The 18,964-nt window shown below is 45.9% G+C and carries 18 protein-coding genes; 8 read left to right on the top strand and 10 right to left on the bottom strand.

Annotation, left to right across the window (positions count from 1 at the left end):
- Positions 1 to 137: 137 nt before the first annotated feature.
- The 6 genes from C7460_RS10790 to C7460_RS10765 all read right to left on the bottom strand — a co-directional run bounded on the left by C7460_RS10790 (position 138) and on the right by C7460_RS10765 (position 6,480).
- Positions 138 to 2,414 carry a glycoside hydrolase family 9 protein gene (locus tag C7460_RS10790; protein WP_115868111.1) on the bottom strand — a complete coding sequence of 759 codons (2,277 nt, stop codon included), beginning with the start codon at positions 2,412 to 2,414 and terminating at the stop codon, positions 138 to 140.
- A gap of 108 nt (positions 2,415 to 2,522) precedes the next feature.
- Positions 2,523 to 3,179, bottom strand: a complete 657-nt coding sequence (locus tag C7460_RS10785) for a phosphatidylserine decarboxylase family protein (protein ID WP_115868110.1) — start codon at positions 3,177 to 3,179, stop codon at positions 2,523 to 2,525.
- Between the two features lie 2 nt (positions 3,180 to 3,181).
- Positions 3,182 to 4,456, bottom strand: coding sequence for a Glu/Leu/Phe/Val family dehydrogenase (locus tag C7460_RS10780; protein ID WP_115868109.1), 1,275 nt, complete (start codon positions 4,454 to 4,456; stop codon positions 3,182 to 3,184).
- A 69-nt stretch (positions 4,457 to 4,525) separates the two neighbouring features.
- Complete coding sequence (locus C7460_RS10775; RefSeq protein ID WP_115868108.1) at positions 4,526 to 5,344, bottom strand: phosphatidate cytidylyltransferase; 819 nt, start codon at positions 5,342 to 5,344, stop codon at positions 4,526 to 4,528.
- Complete coding sequence (locus C7460_RS10770; protein ID WP_115868107.1) at positions 5,337 to 5,543, bottom strand: putative signal transducing protein; 207 nt, start codon at positions 5,541 to 5,543, stop codon at positions 5,337 to 5,339. The genes C7460_RS10775 and C7460_RS10770 overlap by 8 nt, the downstream gene beginning before the upstream one ends.
- Positions 5,536 to 6,480 (bottom strand): CPBP family intramembrane glutamic endopeptidase, encoded by a 945-nt coding sequence (locus C7460_RS10765; RefSeq protein WP_115868106.1) that lies wholly within the window; start codon positions 6,478 to 6,480, stop codon positions 5,536 to 5,538. The genes C7460_RS10770 and C7460_RS10765 overlap by 8 nt, the downstream gene beginning before the upstream one ends.
- A gap of 38 nt (positions 6,481 to 6,518) precedes the next feature.
- Between C7460_RS10765 and dusB the strand changes: the two genes are divergently transcribed.
- Positions 6,519 to 7,514, top strand: coding sequence for a tRNA dihydrouridine synthase DusB (gene dusB, locus C7460_RS10760; protein WP_115868105.1), 996 nt, complete (start codon positions 6,519 to 6,521; stop codon positions 7,512 to 7,514).
- A 23-nt stretch (positions 7,515 to 7,537) separates the two neighbouring features.
- Positions 7,538 to 8,434, top strand: a complete 897-nt coding sequence (locus tag C7460_RS10755) for a DMT family transporter (RefSeq protein WP_115868104.1) — start codon at positions 7,538 to 7,540, stop codon at positions 8,432 to 8,434.
- Between the two features lie 56 nt (positions 8,435 to 8,490).
- Here C7460_RS10755 and C7460_RS10750 read toward each other — a convergent pair whose 3' ends face one another.
- Positions 8,491 to 9,411, bottom strand: a complete 921-nt coding sequence (locus C7460_RS10750) for a hypothetical protein (RefSeq protein ID WP_115868103.1) — start codon at positions 9,409 to 9,411, stop codon at positions 8,491 to 8,493.
- A 549-nt stretch (positions 9,412 to 9,960) separates the two neighbouring features.
- On the opposite strand from C7460_RS10750, the gene C7460_RS10745 reads away from it, so the two are divergent.
- Complete coding sequence (locus tag C7460_RS10745; RefSeq protein WP_115868102.1) at positions 9,961 to 11,805, top strand: glycosyltransferase; 1,845 nt, start codon at positions 9,961 to 9,963, stop codon at positions 11,803 to 11,805.
- A 61-nt stretch (positions 11,806 to 11,866) separates the two neighbouring features.
- Here C7460_RS10745 and C7460_RS10740 read toward each other — a convergent pair whose 3' ends face one another.
- Positions 11,867 to 13,027 carry a homogentisate 1,2-dioxygenase gene (locus tag C7460_RS10740; protein WP_115868101.1) on the bottom strand — a complete coding sequence of 387 codons (1,161 nt, stop codon included), beginning with the start codon at positions 13,025 to 13,027 and terminating at the stop codon, positions 11,867 to 11,869.
- Positions 13,028 to 13,056: 29 nt separating this feature from the next.
- Entirely contained in the window at positions 13,057 to 14,682 is a 1,626-nt protein-coding gene (locus C7460_RS10735) for a S41 family peptidase (RefSeq protein WP_245986303.1), read from the bottom strand.
- 129 nt (positions 14,683 to 14,811) lie between these two features.
- Between C7460_RS10735 and C7460_RS10730 the strand changes: the two genes are divergently transcribed.
- From C7460_RS10730 to C7460_RS10715, 4 genes are read left to right on the top strand one after another with little or no spacing between them, the layout of a single operon-like run.
- Positions 14,812 to 15,516 carry a hemerythrin domain-containing protein gene (locus C7460_RS10730; protein ID WP_115868100.1) on the top strand — a complete coding sequence of 235 codons (705 nt, stop codon included), beginning with the start codon at positions 14,812 to 14,814 and terminating at the stop codon, positions 15,514 to 15,516.
- The gene (ruvX, locus tag C7460_RS10725; protein ID WP_115868099.1) at positions 15,516 to 15,929 is read left to right on the top strand and encodes a Holliday junction resolvase RuvX; all 414 of its coding nucleotides are present in this window, start codon (positions 15,516 to 15,518) and stop codon (positions 15,927 to 15,929) included. The genes C7460_RS10730 and ruvX overlap by 1 nt, the downstream gene beginning before the upstream one ends.
- A complete protein-coding gene (def, locus tag C7460_RS10720; RefSeq protein WP_115868098.1) occupies positions 15,926 to 16,477 on the top strand; it encodes a peptide deformylase in 552 nt (183 codons plus the stop codon). Before ruvX ends, def begins: the two co-directional genes overlap by 4 nt.
- Positions 16,474 to 17,268 carry an amidohydrolase gene (locus C7460_RS10715; RefSeq protein WP_115868097.1) on the top strand — a complete coding sequence of 265 codons (795 nt, stop codon included), beginning with the start codon at positions 16,474 to 16,476 and terminating at the stop codon, positions 17,266 to 17,268. The genes def and C7460_RS10715 overlap by 4 nt, the downstream gene beginning before the upstream one ends.
- On the opposite strand, the gene C7460_RS10710 is transcribed toward C7460_RS10715, so the two are convergent.
- Positions 17,257 to 17,640, bottom strand: a complete 384-nt coding sequence (locus tag C7460_RS10710; protein ID WP_115868096.1) for a hypothetical protein — start codon at positions 17,638 to 17,640, stop codon at positions 17,257 to 17,259. The genes C7460_RS10715 and C7460_RS10710 overlap by 12 nt on opposite strands.
- A gap of 43 nt (positions 17,641 to 17,683) precedes the next feature.
- Here C7460_RS10710 and C7460_RS10705 point away from each other — a divergent pair, with 43 nt between their 5' ends.
- The gene (locus C7460_RS10705; protein WP_115868118.1) at positions 17,684 to 18,949 is read left to right on the top strand and encodes a UDP-N-acetylmuramoyl-tripeptide--D-alanyl-D-alanine ligase; all 1,266 of its coding nucleotides are present in this window, start codon (positions 17,684 to 17,686) and stop codon (positions 18,947 to 18,949) included.
- Positions 18,950 to 18,964 lie beyond the last annotated feature (15 nt).

Raw genomic sequence — 18,964 nt, 5'->3', positions numbered from 1 at the left:
TTTGACGTATAAACACGCCTACAAATTACGCTGGGTCAGTCACTTTTCAAGTAAAAACCTTACTCAAAAGCCAGAAACACACTTTTTAGTATGAAACCGTTATTGTGTGCGGAAGACAGGAGTGGCTTTTTTGTTGACTAGAGTTTGATAATCCTCTGTGTTTCGGTGTATCCCGGATATTCCGCTTGTATCAAATAAACCCCATCCGCTAAATTGTGGACGTTAATCCGGGTCAGATTAGGGGCGATGGAAACGGATTGAACAGATAGGACAGTGCCGGACAGGCTTCGGATTATAATTCGCTGAGGTGTTTGATCATGCTTCAAAAATAGCTCCCCTGTGGTTTTAGTTGGAAAAAGCTTGCTGTAGCTGTTTGCATGTAACAGTGCACCTACCTCAAGAGTTGTAGCCTCAATCGTTGCGTAATCTGACTCCCAGTCTTTGTAAGATGCCTTCACTCGATAGGTATAATTGGTGCCTGGTAGTAGCCCTTCGTCTGTATAGCTGGTGGTGTTGGCCGCTAGCTTTGCTACTTCTTCAAACGCACTATTTCCTCCACTCGATCGCTCTATGATATAATATTCTTCAACAAATGCATTATCCTTCCATATCAGGCTTATTTCGGTGTCTGTCACTGTAGTAGATTCTAAAAGTGTTGGGATAGCTAGTTTGTTTGCGGCAGTGAAATCACTCTCAGATGCCATTGCTTCCAGCCCACCCGCCAGAAAAACGAATGGTGCATTCCAGTTGATGGTGACTTCCGTCATGCTATATGCACAGTCGATATCCAGAAAGGCTTTGGCAGGTAAGTTGCCAAAATCAGTGCCCGTACAGTAGCCGCTATAGTTAGACCACTGACCATCGGGCCCACCAGCAATAAACCCGGGAACAGGATCTGAAATGTTGTCGGCCATGGATTGTCGGTGGTGAATGTTCATCACACGCTTGGAGCCAACTCCAGTGAGAAAACTGTAACCTGTGGCATTTCTACCCAATAAATAATCTACTATGCTAATGGCTGCATTGAGGTATTTAGATTCTTTTGTGTGCAAATACGCATAGAGCAGCACCATGCCATCATTTCCAGCATTGGAGTTAGATCCCCAGTAGAATGAATCATGTGAAATTTTGTAAGGTGCATTAGCTCTTCGTTTTTCTAAATCATTGGCTAGAGCTAATACCTTGTCTTTGATAGAGGAAAAAGATACTGCATCGGTAAGCCGGTCTGGGTTGTTGAGAATAGAGGCCAGCCCTAAAAAATGCGTTCCAGGCCAGGATGGTGCTCCTAGCCAATGATTAAAATCTACCGATTCGAGGTAAGTGTCGTTTTGCGTGGTAAGGTAGAGCTCTATTCCAGCCCAGTTAAATTCATCGGCTACATTGCCATCACCATATGCACCAGTATAGACATCCGGATCATATTGCTGATTCACTTTGTTTTGGTCGTAAATTCGATCTGGATGGTTTAGTGCCCATGTCCAGGCCTTTTTGGCTGCAGCCAAAAGCTGTGTGGCGTACGTGCTGTCAAACGGCTCGTATATACGTGCTCCTTGTGCCAGGGCTGCCGCAAAGTTGAGTGCGGCAGCTGTGGATTTGTAGTAAACGTATCGTTGGGCATTGCTGGTAGCAGGCATTACTTCTCCTACAAAGTTGAGGGTGGTGAGTTTGTGATACACACCACCGTCTTCGTCCTGCATGGTTAGCATCCAGTCCAGTTCATAGCGTACTTCATCTAGCAGGTCGGGGAGGTTATTAGAGCTTTCGGGTATCCGCAATTGAAGCTGGTCGTAATATTGAGGAAAAGCTTCATAGGCCGCCAAAAGCGTGTGTACACTGATCCCTCCGTTTACAATGTACTTGCCAAAATCCCCCGCATCATACCAGCCTCCTGGTGAGCTAATGCTGGTGCCTTCTGGACGGGCGGAACTTGCTGCTGAGCTATGTACCAGTACATGATCGTCTGGATGCCCTGCTGCACGATGCCAGTGATCGCCAAAACCAGGATCAATGGCCATAGATGCTCTATTGAAGTAGTACGCACGGAAAGCTGCCTTGGTGGCTCCGTTCAGTACGTGATCATTGATCACAAAGGGGTATGACTTGCCAATATCAGGGATGTCCAGAAAATATTCTCCTGGTGTAGTCAGGCTAGAAAAATCGGCAATGGTGACACTTTCACCAGAAGATTCCCAGTAACCATAATCAGTCAATTCTCCGGAAAAGGCGCTTTCTTGATCAGATACATTCCTTACGTTGAACCCAGTACCCAATTTGCCTTCTACGACTACTGCGAGCTTTTCGGTATTGGGGTAATAGCCTATTTGATTGAGGCGTATAGCTTCGGTGCCATTTTGCCCATGAGCAGCTGCTAACAGAGTAACTGAAATGAAAAAGTAAAGCCTGAATTTGTGCATGTGTTGATGGATTGCGTCAACACGAATATAAATATCAGGCTAGTAGGTTTGTCACCAATTGACAATTGGTAGGGCCATTATAAACAAATGCCCCCTAATCATCTGGATTTATGGAAGCTCTGCAATTATGGTTTTTCCTCCGTAGCTGATCTCGTTGAGGTCTACTTTGATGTCCGCATCAAGGGGTAGGTACAGGTCTATTCTGCTTCCAAATCGTATGAAGCCAAACTTGTCTCCCTGCTCTACAGTATCACCGGTTTTGGAATAAAAGCAAATGCGACGAGCCACTGCTCCTGCCACCTGGCGCATCATGATTTCTACACCGGATGGTAGCTTGAGACCAATGGAGGTCCGCTCATTGTCAGTACTGGATTTTGGGTGCCATGCCACGAGAAACTTACCCGGGTGGTATTTGAAATAGGAGATTTCCCCTGCTACCGGGCTCCGGTTTACGTGCACGTTCAATGGAGACATGAAAATTGATACCTGTATTCTACGATCTTTGAGGTATTCAGATTCCTCCGTCTCTTCGATCACCACCACTTTACCATCTGCAGGTGCTATGATTTGTTTGGGGTTTTTAGCTACAGGAAACTCTGGATCGCGAAAAAATCTCACAACGAGGATAAAAAAGATGACAGCAGCTACTCCTAGCACGATCTGTACGATCTGAAAGGGTATAAGCCAATAGAGCAGTGCATAGAGCAGCCCTAAGATTAGGGCTGCTACTGGTATGATTTTTTTTCCTTCCTTGTGAATGTTCATTTTTAGAATCCTCCTCGGTATTTATAGGTTTTGGCGACTTTATCTATAGCTACAATATAAGCAGCTATTCTCAGCGATACATTATACTCTTGAGCTGTTTCGTATACTTTATCGAAAGCAGTCTTCATGATCCTGTCTGATCGGCGGTTTACACGCTCGGCCGTCCATTTGTAGCCAAGACGGTTTTGCACCCACTCAAAATAAGATACAGTTACTCCACCAGCATTGGCCAGAATGTCGGGCACAGCCATCACACCATTATCATTGAGAATAGCGTCAGCTTTAGCAGAAGTAGGGCCATTGGCACCTTCTACTATCAGCTTGGCTTTGATCTGGTGGGCGTTGTTTTCAGTGATGACATCTTCTACAGCTGCTGGCACGAGTACGTCTACTTCTAGCAGTAGCAGCTCTTCCGGATCGATCTTTTCTGCTCCGGTAAAGCCCTCCAGTGAGCCGTTGTTCATGTTTCGGTAGTTGATGGCCTCCTGTATTTTGATGCCATCTTTGTTGTAATAAGCACCCGAAAGGTCCGATACGCTGACGATACTCACGCCACGTTCTTCCAGTAGGCTTGCAGCCCATGAGCCGACGTTTCCAAAACCCTGCACCGCGCATGTAGCTTTAAATGGATTGATTTTCATCTTTTCCATGCCGGCAAGGGCCGATATCATTACTCCACGGCCAGTAGCCTCCGTGCGTCCTAGTGAGCCACCAAGTACTAGCGGTTTGCCGGTTACTACGGAGTTTACTGTCATGCCTTGAGACCGGGAATAGTGGTCCATCAGCCAGGCCATCTCGCGAGGACCTGTGCCCATGTCCGGAGCAGGGATGTCTCTGTCTGGCCCGAAGATCTCATGCATGGCCTGAGTAAAGGCACGTGTGAGTCGTTCTATTTCTCCGGGAGACATTTCTCTGGGGTTGCACTTGATGCCTCCTTTAGCTCCACCATAGGGGATGTCTACCACGGCACACTTCCACGTCATCCATGCGGCCAGTGCTTTTACTTCATCCAGATTTACATCCATGTCATAACGGATGCCACCTTTAGACGGTCCCAGGATGTTGGAGTGAATCACACGGTACCCTTCAAATACTTTGATTGAGCCATTGTCCATAGTAACGGGGAGTGAAACAATGACTTGTTTGGATGGGGATTTCAAAACGTTGTAAACTTCATCATCCAGACCCAAGTGTTGGGCTGCAATGTGAAATCTCGACATCATGGACTCAAAAGGATTGCCTTTGTCCTTGATAGGAGCAGGTTCAATGTACGCCATGCTTATATAAGAATTAAATTGGGGTTATTGTTTATTTGGCCACAAAGCTAAGTTTTTCCCCAGATTTAACTAGAAAAGTTTGAGGAAAACGACAATGAACGGAACCGATAGAATTAAGCTGTCAAATCGGTCCAAAAAGCCTCCATGACCCGGTATAGAAGTGCCCGAATCTTTAATCTGCATGGTGCGCTTAAACATGGACTCTACCAGGTCTCCATAGGTGCCGGTAATCACTACAATGAATGCCACGGAGACCCACTGCCACATCTCTAGCCCGGTGCTGTACCGGCTGATGATGATGGAAAATATCACTGCTGTAACGGCTCCACCAATAGACCCTTCCCATGATTTTTTTGGCGAATGCCTCTCAAAGAGCTTACGCTTTCCAAATCGAATTCCTGCAAAATAAGCTCCAGTATCACTGCCCCAGATGATAAACATAAGGCCCAGGAGGATTTCATAGCTGTACCACCCATGGTAGTGCACTACCACGTTCATGAGGGCAAATGGTAGTGCCACGTAGGTGAGGCCTAAATAAAACAACGCAATATTGAGAAAAGGTGTGTTGTCGTTTTTCTTATACAGCTTCACTAAAAAAATGAGTGATGCCACCGGGAAAATGGCAAAGTAATATTTGGGGTCTAGTGTGCCCCGAGATACAAAAAAGGAGAGTACAAATAACGCTGAGCCGATCGTGACACCCAGCAGTCGAATGGGCAGGTAGCTTTGCAGCTTGATGAGTCTGTAAAACTCCCACTGAGCCAGTAGGGAAATGGTGAAAAAGACAATAAAGTAGCTCCATTCGCCGATAATCAGCGATGATATGATAATGGCCGCTCCGGCAGCTGCCGAAATGATACGCTGGTAGAGGTCAGTAAATTTACTCAAAGTTGATGTCGTCGTTTATAAGTTTTAGAGCCTGAATCACATGCTCAGGAGCTACTTTGATTTCGAAAAAACCCAACTGGTAGGCAGAGTCCTTTTTGTTGAGCAGTACGGGTTGCATGTTATGATCTTCCAAGACGGCTTTCACAATTTCTGCCCGGTACTGAAGGGTGTCTCTAAATACGGTCTGCCAATCACGCATTTTTTGTCAGCGCAAAGTAATTTTTGAATAAATATAACAATACCCCACCCACCACAAAAAATAAGGCAGTAACATAGAGTGGAGGAGAGGCCTGATCGTCCATTGGGTCGAATGACGTATAGCCCAGCTGGGCAGCGTATAGCATACAGAGTGTCAGGCCATTATTGACAAAATGTCCTACCATAGCCAGCGAAAGGTGACCAGACCAATAATAAATGTATCCGAAAAGAGCTCCTAAAAAGATTCTTGGCACCACACCATAAAACTGTAAGTGAAACATGCCAAATAGAATGGCAGCTGTCCAGATGGCTACATGGTGATTGGCAAATGCTTTACCAAAAAGATTTTGGACGAGGCCTCTAAACAGGAGTTCTTCACCCACTGCGGGCAGTACGGCAATTACCACCATGGCCAGCCAAAACTCTGAGAGCGAATCGAAAGAGGTAAGGTATCTGGTGATCTGCTCTAGTTGAGCTTCTTTGCTCTGTGCCCATTGCTCAAATCCCGAAATAAAATCGGGTAAGTCTATGTTTTGGTTCCACTCGACAACCACGCTGTTGGCCACCATAAAGCAGAAAACAATTGCGGCAGTCATGAGCATCGGTCTGCTGGCGGGTGTGGGTGTTTGGAAAAAGGAGCTTGCCGAGCTGCTGAGTGTCCATCTCATGTAGGCGAATGGTACAATTACGAAGGCACCTAGTGATGTTACACCCTGAATGATCAGCAAAGGAACTTTAGAGTCCCCATTGGTGTATGGGTTGGTGAAAAGAGCCAAAGCCTGCGCGTGATCAATGCCATAAATACCCATGACAATGAGCAGGCCCAGGTAGTTAAATAAAAAAAGGGCAGTTAGCACATAACCACCCAATATCAATAGGTACAGCCACGGAGATCCCGGTTCAGTGCCGGTAGTGGTGTTTTTGAGGATATTGTTCATAATTGCCCTAAATTTACGGCAAAATTAGCGTTAAGTCTGTGGTCAAAATTGGAAACTTAGAGGTAGGGGAGTTCCCGCTGTTGCTGGCTCCCATGGAGGATGTGAGTGATCCGCCGTTTAGGGCAGTATGCAAAGAAAACGGTGCGGACATGATGTATACGGAGTTTATCTCCTCAGAAGGGCTCATACGAGATGCAGCCAAGAGTGTGGAAAAACTCGATATCTATGATTATGAGCGCCCCATAGGCATTCAAATCTTTGGAGATAAGATAGACTCTATGCGGCAGGCTGCGGCTATTGCTGAGGAGGCTAATCCGGAAATTATCGACATCAACTACGGCTGTCCTGTGAAGAAAGTAGCCTGCAAAGGAGCTGGAGCAGGAATCTTGCTGGATATCCCCAAGATGCAGGAGATGACTGCAGAGATCGTAAAAGCAGTGGATAAGCCCGTGACGGTAAAGACACGACTGGGGTGGGATGATAGTACTATACGGATAGTGGAAGTAGCCAAGCGCCTACAGGATGTGGGCATACAGGCACTGACAATCCATGGACGTACGCGCAAGCAGATGTATAAGGGTGTGGCTGACTGGACCAAAATTGCGGAGGTGAAGAACCACCCTGATATTCATATTCCAATTTTTGGAAATGGCGATATCGACAGCCCTGAGAAAGCTGTGGAGTACAAGGAAAAATATGGCGTAGACGGTATCATGATCGGGCGGGCAGCTATAGGCTATCCCTGGATATTCAATGAAATCAAACACTTCATGGAAACCGGCGAGCATCTGGCACCACCCACGCTAGAAGAGCGCGTTTCAGTAGCCAAAAGGCATCTGGAGTTTTCAGTGGAGTGGAAAGGCGAGCGCAAAGGAATTTTTGAAATGCGCCGACATTATACCAATTACTTCCGTGGTATTCCAAACTTCAAGCCTTATCGCACCCGATTGGTAGAGTCAGACTCATTTGAGGAGCTCTCTGGCATTTTGGCTGAGGTAAGTGAAGTTTTCTCTGATGTGGTGCCTGTAGTTTAAGCTACTATTTCCCAACGACAACTATGACCCAAAAACCCACCCTGAAGGCCTGGGGCCTTCTCATCGGACTCTCTCTGATTTGGGGGAGCTCCTTTATCCTGATCAAAAAAGGTCTGCTAGGTCTCACCTCTATGGAGGTGGGCAGCTTGCGTATCTTGTCTGCGGCATTGGTTTTACTGCCTTTTGCTATCAAAAACCTCAAGAAAGTGAAGCGAGCCCATCTGCTCCCGCTGATTTCAGTAGGTTTTGTGGGTAGCTTTCTGCCTGCGTTTTTGTTTGCCATTGCGCAAACCCGGCTGGAGAGTTCGGTCACTGGAGTACTCAATGCGCTCACGCCTTTGTTTACGATGCTGGTCGGATTTCTCATTTACAAACAATCACAGCGCCCTCAGGTGTTTCTCGGTATTGGAGTAGGCTTTGTGGGGACAGCCTTGCTGGTGATGGCAGGGTCGGGAGGCGATTTGTCGTCGTTTAATTACTACGCCTTATTTGTGATAGCAGCCACGCTCATGTATGCACTCAACCTGAATGTGATCAAGCATCACCTACATGGGCTCAAGTCCATGACGATTACTAGTGTCTCTTTGTTGTTTGTAGGGCCTTTAGCCGCTATTCAGCTGTTATTTTTTAGTGAATTTACTACTAAGCTCATGACAGTAGACGGCACACTACTTGCGACGGGGTATATCCTCACCCTTGGTATCGTGGGTACTGCATTTGCGCTGCTGATTTTTAATAAACTAGTAAGCCTTACAGACCCTGTTTTCACCTCTTCTGTGACCTATATTATCCCCATAGTGGCTGTATGCTGGGGAGTACTGGATGGAGAGGTTTTGCTTACCGCCCACGTCATAGGAATTGCGCTGGTGTTAGTTGGGGTTTTTCTGGCCAATCGTGCTGGTAGAAAAGCGCGTGCATAAAAAAATCCGCTCCTCAAAAGAAGAGCGGATTGATATTGGTGATACGTAATGTGTCGTTACATTTCCTGATCGCCCAGCTTTTTCAAGTCAAACTCTTCGAGGAAGTGTTTCGCCTGGTCTACGTTCTGGAATTCGAAAATCTTGTTTTCACCTTTAGTGCTATGGATTTCAATTTTCACCGTATCCACACGGTTGTCATGTCCCAGAGGGTCCGAAATTAGCTTGCCATCAGAAGCGTCTTTGTCTACTTTGGTAGCCAGATTTTGTGTTTTTCGCTTGATACGCCCACAGTAGGAGCATTTGTATTCTTTTTCGATCTGGCCATCTTCAAATTCCGTTGGTTGCTTGATGATGGTTTCTTTGTTGATCTTCAAGGTCTGGAACCCGCATCGGTCACACTCAAAGGCGCTGAGGTGTCCTTTGTATTTTTCTATGTGTGTTTCTCCTGTTTCTTCATCTATCCACACATCATAGTCTACAGAGAAAGCATCTTCCTCAGCCTGCATGCCTTCGTCCAAATACGCATCTTCCTCTTCCTCGCTAAGGAGCTTCATTTGGTTGCCAGTATTGGGGTTTACACGTGGTGTGTAGCGTAGTTTTTTGAGCTTTTTCTCTAGAGGACCTGGATAGTAGTACTTAAAAATGAGAAATGCGATATATGCATGTAGCGTACCGATACACATTCCAATGAATATGCGCACAAAAAGCCAGATAGGACTCAGAATAATGGTTTCGGCGTAGGTCGTATTTACAAGAAAAAAGATACCTACTGCGAGGATATAGTTGACGTTGAGATATGTTTTGATCTCAGATTCACCAGCTATGTCATGTTTAGTTTTAAGGTTGGTGGCTGTAGCATACCGTAACCAGTAGGCCACCAGTACAATGCCGCCTACAGCCATCGCAGCAATAAAGAGGTACCACATGGCCATGTGCCATACGTCTAAAAAGGCTGAGTACGATTCGTTGATTTCCATAATGAATGTTGAATGTCTTTTTAAAGTTACTACTCTCCCCTGAGGGATTGATAAAACCTGTATGCTATTCCACGCTGGGTTAGGACGGTCATAGACAGTCTTAGCGGAAAAATACAATAATTCAATGAATTTAAACTAACAGAAATGCGATAGGATTATTCACATCTGGAATCAACATGAGATTGGCTATTTGCTAAAAGCAAATTTTGAGGCTCAGAAACCTGTTCTGAAATATGGTGGAAGTAATGTGTAATGGTCTGTACGACTTGTAGCTGGCTGGCTCTACGCTCCGTCTCTCGGATAAATGCGAATAAGCAAAGCAGTAGGATGAATAATATGAGTTTGCAGCCTTTCATAGGAGGTTAGCCCAGTTTTTTAGTAAAATGCTCATGTAGATGATGCAAAAGACATGGGCAAAGTTGCATGTCTATCGAAAAAAATACTGAGATCAATTGTTAAGGTTACATTTTGCCATTGATAATTTGCTTTTTACTCAAAAAAAGAAACAAAATTGCTTTTCTTTAATCTTATAGATTAAACCTAAACTAAATGCCCAAACAAGGAAAAACCTCACCACGAAGACTGACAAAATCACAAACGGGAAATGCTCTACTTTTGGAAATAGCCTGGGAAGTGCTCAACCAGGTGGGAGGAATTTATACAGTAATCAGATCTAAAGTGCCTACAGTGGTACCCAAGTGGGGTGAAAACTATTGCTTGCTGGGACCATATATGCCGTCAAACGTAGCAGCTGAGTTTGAGCCGATAGAGGGTGAGCCCACGGATGCTATAGGTAGGGCTGTTCAGCGCATGCGTGACAATGGGTATACTGTACACTATGGGGTGTGGTTGGTATCGGGTAGGCCCAAAGTTGTCCTTTTTGATCTGGGGAGTGTGATGCATCGCCTGGGCGAAATCAAATATTTGCTTTGGGAGCACCACAGTATTTCTACGCCGGGAGATGATCACCTGCTCAATGATGTGCTTGCTTTTGGGGAAATGGTCAAAATTTTCCTGTCCGAACTGGCTGCTGAGGTGAAAGGAAGCAAAGAGATACTGGCGCATTTTCATGAGTGGATGGCAGCTTCGGGGCTGCCAGACCTAAGGCGTGAGCAAGTGCCTGTAAAGACGATTTTCACTACGCATGCCACCTTGCTGGGGCGGTATCTGGCCATGAACGATCCACAGTTTTATGACCACCTACCGTTTGTAGACTGGCAAAAAGAAGCGCGTCATTTTAATATCGAGTCGAATGTCATGCTGGAGCGAGCCGCAGCACATGGGGCGCACGTGTTTAGCACGGTGAGCGAGGTGACTGCTGCCGAGTGTCGCCAGCTGCTGGGCCGAAACCCGGATGTGATTTTGCCTAATGGGATCAACAATCAGCGGTTTGAAGCTTTGCATGAGTTTCAAAACCTGCACCTTGAGAATAAGAATAAGATCCACTCCTTTACCATGTCTCATTTCTTTTCCAGCTATACTTTTGATCTGGATAAGACATTATACTTTTTCACCTCTGGCAGGTATGAGTTTTTAAATAAAGGATATGACCTTACGCTGGAGGCTCTTGCCCGTCTCAACCACCGGTTGAAGACCGAAAAATCCGATATTACCGTAGTGATGTTTTTTATTACCAAAAGACCTTACTACAGCATCAACCCGGAGATTTTGCACAGCCGTGCTTTGTTGGAGGAATTTCGACATACAATAGATGCCATTAAAAAACAGGTGGGTGAGCGACTGCTATTCGATGCGGTGAACCATAAGGATACCAAGTTGCCAGAGCTCAATAAGTTTGTGGATGACTACTGGAAGCTGCGTTTTAGGCGTACGCTACAGAGCTGGAAGTCAGACAACCTGCCGCCGGTCATTACACACAATCTGCACGATGACGCCACGGATGATATTCTCAATTTTTTGAGGAGGTCAAATCTGGTGAACAATGAGGAGGACCCGGTAAAAGTGGTGTACCATCCGGATTTTATCAACTACACCAACCCTCTGTTTTCTATGGAGTATGGCCAGTTTGTTAGGGGCTGTCACCTGGGGGTGTTTCCGAGCTACTATGAGCCGTGGGGTTATACACCTCTAGAGTGTATAGCTTCTGGAGTGCCTACAGTCACTAGTGACCTTGCCGGCTTTGGTGATTATGTGCAGGAGCAGGTGCCAGACCATGACCGCAGGGGTATTTACCTGGTAAAAAGAAATCAAAAGTCCTTTGATGAAGCTGCCGGCAACCTGGCCAACAAAATGTACAACTACGTGCGGCTGAGTAGACGAGATCGTATAGACCTGAGAAATAGAACGGAAGCATCATCCACACTCTTCGACTGGTCTAACCTGGTAAAGTATTATGATCAGGCCTACCTAAAAGCATTGAAAATGGATCAATAATCAAAGCACCTGAAGGCAGGTAAACTTTTGCCTTCAGGTGGTTATTGGTTGTTCGTGAAATTTATTCCGTCCAGCTCATGGGGTAGTTGATGTCCACATACTCCAGGGCTTCTTCTGTAACATACAGAGGTCGGAAGGTGTCTAGCATCACAGCTAGCTCCTCAGTTTCTTTTGCTCCAATGCTTTTTTCTACGGTGCCAGGATGAGGGCCATGGGGCAGACCGCCCGGATGCAGGGTAAAAGATCCTCTATCTATTCCTTTTCTACTCATAAAATTCCCCTCCACGTAGTAGAGCACCTCATCACTGTCAATGTTGGAGTGGTTGTAGGGCGCAGGTATAGCCTTGGGGTGGTAGTCAAACAGCCGGGGTACAAAAGAGCAGATGACATAGCCAGCACTCTGAAACGTTTGATGTACTGGTGGTGGCTGATGGATACGCCCCGTAATAGGCTCAAAATCGTGAATAGATAATGCATAAGGAAACAGGTAGCCATCCCATCCCACCAGATCAAATGGAGACTGATCGTACTCGTACTGATGCAGCATGTCTCCTTTTTTGATTTGCATGTGGTACGAACCGCGTTCTTTTTCAGTGATAAGTTCACTCGGAGGTCTAATGTCACGCTCACAGTAGGGCGAGTGTTCGAGCAGTTGGCCGAGTTCGTTGCGGTACCTCCTCACGGTCTCTACTGGAGATGCCGATTCGATGATGAGTAGCCTCAAAGGTCCTTCTTCCCATTCGAATTTGTAAATGGTAGTGCGAGGGATGACCACATAATCACCCGCCTCTACATACAGCTTGCCAAACTGAGAAAGTAAGCAGCCCTTGCCATCATGGATAAAGACTACTTCATCAGCTTCCGCATTTTTATAGTAGTAGTCCATAGTACGGCTTTTAGGGTTGCACAGCGCCATTTTCACATCGCTGTTCATCAGCAGTACTTTGCGAGCACTCAGATAGTCATTACCGGTTTCGCCCACATTGCTGGTACTGAGATGCGTTTGCTTCAGGCCATAGTCTTTGGCAATGGTGGATCCAAAAGGTACAGGGGTGCCTATAGCCATTACCCGTGTGGGTGGAGTGATATGGTACAGGTTAGAGTATATGCCTGAAAACCCTTTTGAGGATACCAACTCCTCAGCATAAAGGCTGCCGTCTGGTTGTCTAAACTGTGTATGTCGCTTGGGAGGTATTTCTCCCAGTCTGTGGTAATAGGTCATGTTGTTTATTTGGGGTTATGATCATTTTTCTAGTTACTATCTGCTAGTCGATTGGCTTCATCTATGAGCGTAAGCGCTTTTTGGAAAATTTCGTTTTGCTCATTGAAGATGGGGTAAAAGCCGTCATTTTTCCAGATGTTTCTGGCTATAAATGCCTTTAGGTATGTTTTTAATAAAGGCATCGAACGATTCAGTTGATCTTGTTTTAGGGCAACGCCATTTTCCTCACCTAGAGCTGTGAGTGCAGTGATAATTTCATCAGTCACTTCAAAATCATTTCGAAACGAATCAAAAGACATTTTTTCCAGTCTGGACCGGTTTTCATCTACGTAGCTTAAGCTAAACTCAGCGATCGTGTTGGTGTTGAAAAGGCGAGTGAGGTACGAAGTATTGGCACTGGTATCCAGGGGTACAAAATAATCTGGCATGATACCCCCACCGCCGTACACGGTTCTTCCCTTGTCGGTTTCAAAGATCAGGCTGTCATTCACTTTAATGCTGTCTTTAGAGTACATTTCGCCGCTAGCATAGCGCTCATAAAATTCTTTGTGGTAATCCTCTAGCGAGCCTTCATAGGGTTTTTGGATGCATCGTCCACTAGGAGTATAGTACCTGCTGATGGTCAGTCGCATCGCAGATCCATCGTTTAGTGCCACAGGCATTTGTACCAGACCCTTGCCGAAAGACCTACGGCCTACGATTAATCCTCGGTCGTGATCCTGAATGGCTCCCGATACGATTTCTGAAGCGGAAGCAGAGCCTTCATCAAGCAAGACAATTACAGAACCTTTTTCAAAACTACCTTCACGCTGAGCGAAATATTCCGTATTGTGACGGGCATCTTTTCCTTTGGTATAGACGATCATTTGGTTGCCAGCGAGTAATTCATCCACCATTTTTACTGCCGGGTCCATGTAGCCACCAGGGTTGCTGGTGAGGTCCAGAATCATTTTCTTCATCCCGGCTTTTTTCAGCTTGTGAAGCGCTTCTTTAAATTCCATATAAGTAGTAGCGGCAAACCTGCTTACTTTGATATAGCCGATCTCGTCATCTACCATGTAGGATACGTCTACCGAATATTGTGGGATTACATCACGCTCTATTTTAAACTCCAGAAGTTCGGGTTCCCCTTTTCTAAGGATATCTACGGTCACGATGGAGCCTTTTTCACCACGAAGGGTTTTTATCACATCCTGATTAGTAAACCCGGTGCCGGCTACTGTTTTGCCATCTACTTTGATGATCTTGTCACCGGGGCGAATGCCCAGCGCTTCGGAAGGACCACCACTAAGGGGCGATACGACATGTATTGTGTCTTTAAAAATGTTGAATTCTATGCCAATGCCCTCAAAGTTGCCTTCGAGTTGGGCCTGTGAGATTTGTAAATCCTCGGCAGGAATATAGACCGAATGTGGATCTAGCTTCGCCAGCATTTCTTCTATGGCCGTTTCTACCAGTTCGTCGGTGTTTACTTCGTCCACATAGTCGTTTTGGATGTGTGAAACCACCTGTCTAAACTTGAAAATACTCTTGTAGAGGTTATCTGCAGCAGAATTGCTACCGGCCATATTGGCACCAATGAATATTCCCAATGCGATAGCCGCAGCTATAAACAGTGGTAGACGGATGGCGTTCTTATTGTTTTCTTTACTCAAGGCTACGAGGTTTTTTTAAGATTCTAAAATTAAGCGTCTTTCGGGTCATTTCTAAACGTGTAAGCTACCAAAAACGTTTCTGTTCAAAAACAGTGGCTCTTTTTCAATCATATTGGTATCTTTGAAAAGATGCGTGTTTTTCAACAGACCATCCGATCTTTAGTGGACGAAAACTACGTCTACGCACGCGCCCTCAGTTATTTAGGGGTGGAGTTTTACTTATGTCCAGATCGAAAGCTCAAGGATGTCTGTCAGGAAATGGGACTTAAAAAGAGTCAGGTGCTAAAGGCATTTTACCTTTTCGATCGCTCACATAGATTTTCATTTAGTGAGCTAAAAAACTACCCGATTGAAATTGTGATAGAGTACCTCAAGCACTCTCACCACATGTTTATCAAAGAAAAGCTCCCCTACATTGCCGGGCTGGTGAACAATTACCACAGCGAAGACCTCAAATTGATATTTCCGGAATTTGTGGAAGAATTTATCAATCACATCTACGAAGAGGAAGATACCGTTTTTACCTACATCGACCAGTTACTGGAAATAGACAAAGGAAAGTTTCAGAGTATTTTTACTTTGGATTCCGCTATGTCCCTACGCCAAATTCATCGGGAACACCGAGAAGAAGATGAGCTGGAGGGCATTCGAAACCTCGTGGAGGAACTCACCCTTTCAGATCTGCACGGGCAGGTGATCGAGCGAGAGATCAAGGCCTTTGATCGGGAAATGTGGTATCATGCCGAGATCGAAAATAAAATACTATTTCCCAAGGCTATAGCTCTGGAGGCTATGGTCAAATCAAAAATCGACGAACTTACGAAACTTAATTAATGGCGCGAATACTGGCGATAGACTATGGAGCCAAGCGCACAGGAATAGCGGTGACTGATCCCCTCGGGATGATTGCATCTCCTCTTGATACTGTGCCTTCCCATACGTTGATGGATTTTTTAAAGTCCTACTTTGAAAAAGAGGAGGTGGAAGCAGTAGTGATTGGTATGCCCAAAAAAGTAGACGGTACGCCCACTAACGCTACCCCACTGGTAGAGGCAGCTGTGAACAGGTTTCGCAAATTATTTCCCAACAAGAAACTATTTTTGCACGACGAAAGGTTTACCTCCAAAATGGCCATGGATGCCATGATCGCCGGAGGGACTAAGAAGAAAGACCGGCGAAAGAAGGAAAACATCGATAAAATTAGTGCAACAATCATTTTACAATCGCATTTAGAATCTCAGATATGATATACCCGATCGTGCTGTATGGAGATCCCGTTTTGAAGAAGGGGGCGGAGGATATTCCTCATGGTGAAGATATCAAAGAATTGGTGGCGGACATGTTTGACACCATGTATGCCGCCTCTGGCGTGGGACTGGCAGCTCCACAAATTGGCAAGTCTATTCGCCTGTTTGTAGTAGACGACCGTCCTATGATGGAAGAAGATGAAGAAGGGATCAAAAAAGCATTTATCAACCCGGAAATCCTCGAAGAAGATGGAGAGCCGTGGGCTTTTGAGGAGGGTTGCCTTAGTATTCCCGGTATTCGAGAGGACGTCAAGCGAAACGCTATTGTCAAAATCAAATACTACGACGAGGACTGGAACGAGCACATCGAAGAGTTTGATGACATCCATGCCCGGGTGATTCAGCATGAATACGATCACATAGAAGGAATTCTTTTTACGGATTACATTACCTCATTTAAAAAACGCCTGATCAAAGGCAAGTTGGCAAACATTAGCAAAGGCAAAGTAGACGCTGACTATCGGGTGAAAGTGCCTGTAAAGCGATGAAGCTTGAGCTATCTATAGCACTACTCCAGGCCGATCTTTTCTGGGAAAACCCTGATGCCAATCGAGCTTCGTTTGAGGAGATGATCTGGCAGGTGCCCAAAGGAACAGACCTCATCATTCTGCCGGAGATGTTTACCACGGGCTTTAGTATGCAAGTGGAGCAGCACGCCGAAGTAGCCAATACGAATACCCTAAAGTGGATGCAGCAGCAGGCTGCACAGACAGGAGCCGTGCTGATGGGCAGCGTGATGACCAAAGCACAGGGTAACTTTTATAACAGAATGTATGTGGTCTATCCAGATGGAAGTTTTAAAACTTACGATAAACGCCATCTGTTTGGGTTGGCTGGAGAAGATAAAGACTATACAGCTGGTACCGAAAGAGTTGTAGTAGAGGTGCAGGGTTGGAAAGTTTTCCCACTCATTTGTTACGATCTGCGCTTTCCTGTGTGGGCCAGGTCTCAGCACACTGATGCACAGTTGTACGAGTACGACCTGCTGGTATATGTGGCCAACTGGCCAGCGCCTCGTGTGAATGCCTGGGATACGTTGCTCGCTGCTCGAGCTATAGAAAACATATCGTATTGTGTGGGCGTAAATCGTGTAGGCGAAGATGGAGTGGGGGCGAGCTATGTGGGGCACTCTGCTGTTTATGATTATAAGGGCGCTCAGCTTACCTTTTCCGACAAGGCGGAAATAATGACTGCTAAGCTCTACGCTGAGGAACTGAAAACATTCCGCGAGCGCTTTCCTTTTCAGGCAGATGCCGATCAATTCAGATTATTGGATTAGCTGAATCAGCTCTTCATGCCCTTCAAAGCGTGTTGCCTTCCATTTGGTGAGGAATGGCTTTAAAAACCTGCTTTCCGTATGGTAAAAGCACGTCACAGGGTGTTTGTGCAGGTAGTTTAGCAATGGGGTGATGGCTCCACCTGGCTGGTCAGTGTCCTGTATATCCAAAATCACAGAAATTTCTGTGCTTTCATTCAGGAGCTTTTTAGCATAAGCCACAGTCACTGCATCCGAGAAATTATCCAACGTAAGCAGCGTGTCGTTCGGAGTGAGCGCTGCTCTAAGTGCTTGCTCCAGCTCACTACCGAAGGCATAGTCCGTAGTGGAGGGGATTACCTGAAAAAGTAAGAATGTACGTGCTGGCTTGTCCATGGGGATCATTTTCTGGATGCCAAAGAAAAGTATATTTGTGGTGATGGAAAATTTTATTGAATACCTCTACTCCAAGTTTTTGCAAAGCGATGGAGTGTCTATAGATACGCGTACGATTGAGCAGGACAATCTCTTTTTTGCGCTCAAAGGGCCAAATTTTGATGCCAACAAATATGCCAGCCAGGCACTGGAGAAAGGTGCGGCTTTTGCCGTAGTGGACGATGAGCAGTACGCTACGGATCCGAGGATTATTTTGGCAGAAGATTGTGAGAAGGCTTTGCAGGATTTGGCGATATTTCATCGCAGTAGGTACAAGCGAAAACTTTTGGCAATCACGGGTTCTAATGGGAAGACTACCACGAAAGAACTGGTCAACAGGGTGCTGAGTAAAAAATACATCACCCATGCTACCAAAGGAAATCTCAATAATCATCTAGGCGTGCCACTGACTTTGCTGCATATTCACCCTCAGGTAGAAGTGGCCATCATCGAGATGGGAGCAAATCATGTGGGCGAAATCGCTGAGCTGTGCCGCATGGCCAACCCCAATTACGGATTGATTACCAATATTGGTGAAGCTCATACGGAATATTTCGGCGGAATAGAAGGTGTCTTGCGCGGGAAAAGTGAGCTTTTTGATCATTTGCGAAAAACAGATGGAAAGCCTTTTATCAACCAACAAGACCATCGCCTGTCCAATATGGCTAAGCGTTTTGATCAGCCCACCCTGTTTCCATCTGCTGACCTGCAGCTTATCAGTGCAGATCCCTACATTCGGATAGAGTTGGCAGGAGAGGATATCCAAACCCAACTGATAGGGGCTTACAACTTTGGTAACATCGCTGCGGCTGTGGCTGTGGGAAGGGAGTTTGGAGTGAGTGATGAACAGATAGCTGAGGCTATCGCGGGATATGTGCCTGCCAACCAGCGCTCTCAGGTAGTAGAAAAGAATGGGCTTCAACTCATTGTAGACTGCTACAATGCCAACCCTACGTCTATGCAGGCTGCCATCGAAAACCTGGCTGGGATGACAGGGAAAAAATCAGTGATCCTTGGAGACATGAAGGAAGTAGAAAATAGTGCGACCAAACATCAGGAGTTGGGGCAGCTAGTGGATTCCAAAGGCTTCGATCGTGTAGTATTCGTGGGGGCAGAGATGGAAGCGGCTCATCAGGAAGTCCCACATTCTGTATGGTATCCAGATGTGGTGGCACTTGAGCGTGTTTGGGGTACCCTGGCTTTTGAAGGCACGGTTTTACTCAAGGCTTCCCGCAGTGTGGGTCTCGACCGATTGGTAGAGCGGTTTTAAGCCGTGTTACTTAAA

This window comes from Marinoscillum furvescens DSM 4134, from assembly GCF_003386095.1.
Taxonomy (GTDB): Bacteria; Bacteroidota; Bacteroidia; order Cytophagales; family Cyclobacteriaceae; genus Marinoscillum; species Marinoscillum furvescens.
Note: the sequence above shows the minus strand (reverse complement) of the source record. Positions and strands in the feature narration are given on the sequence as shown.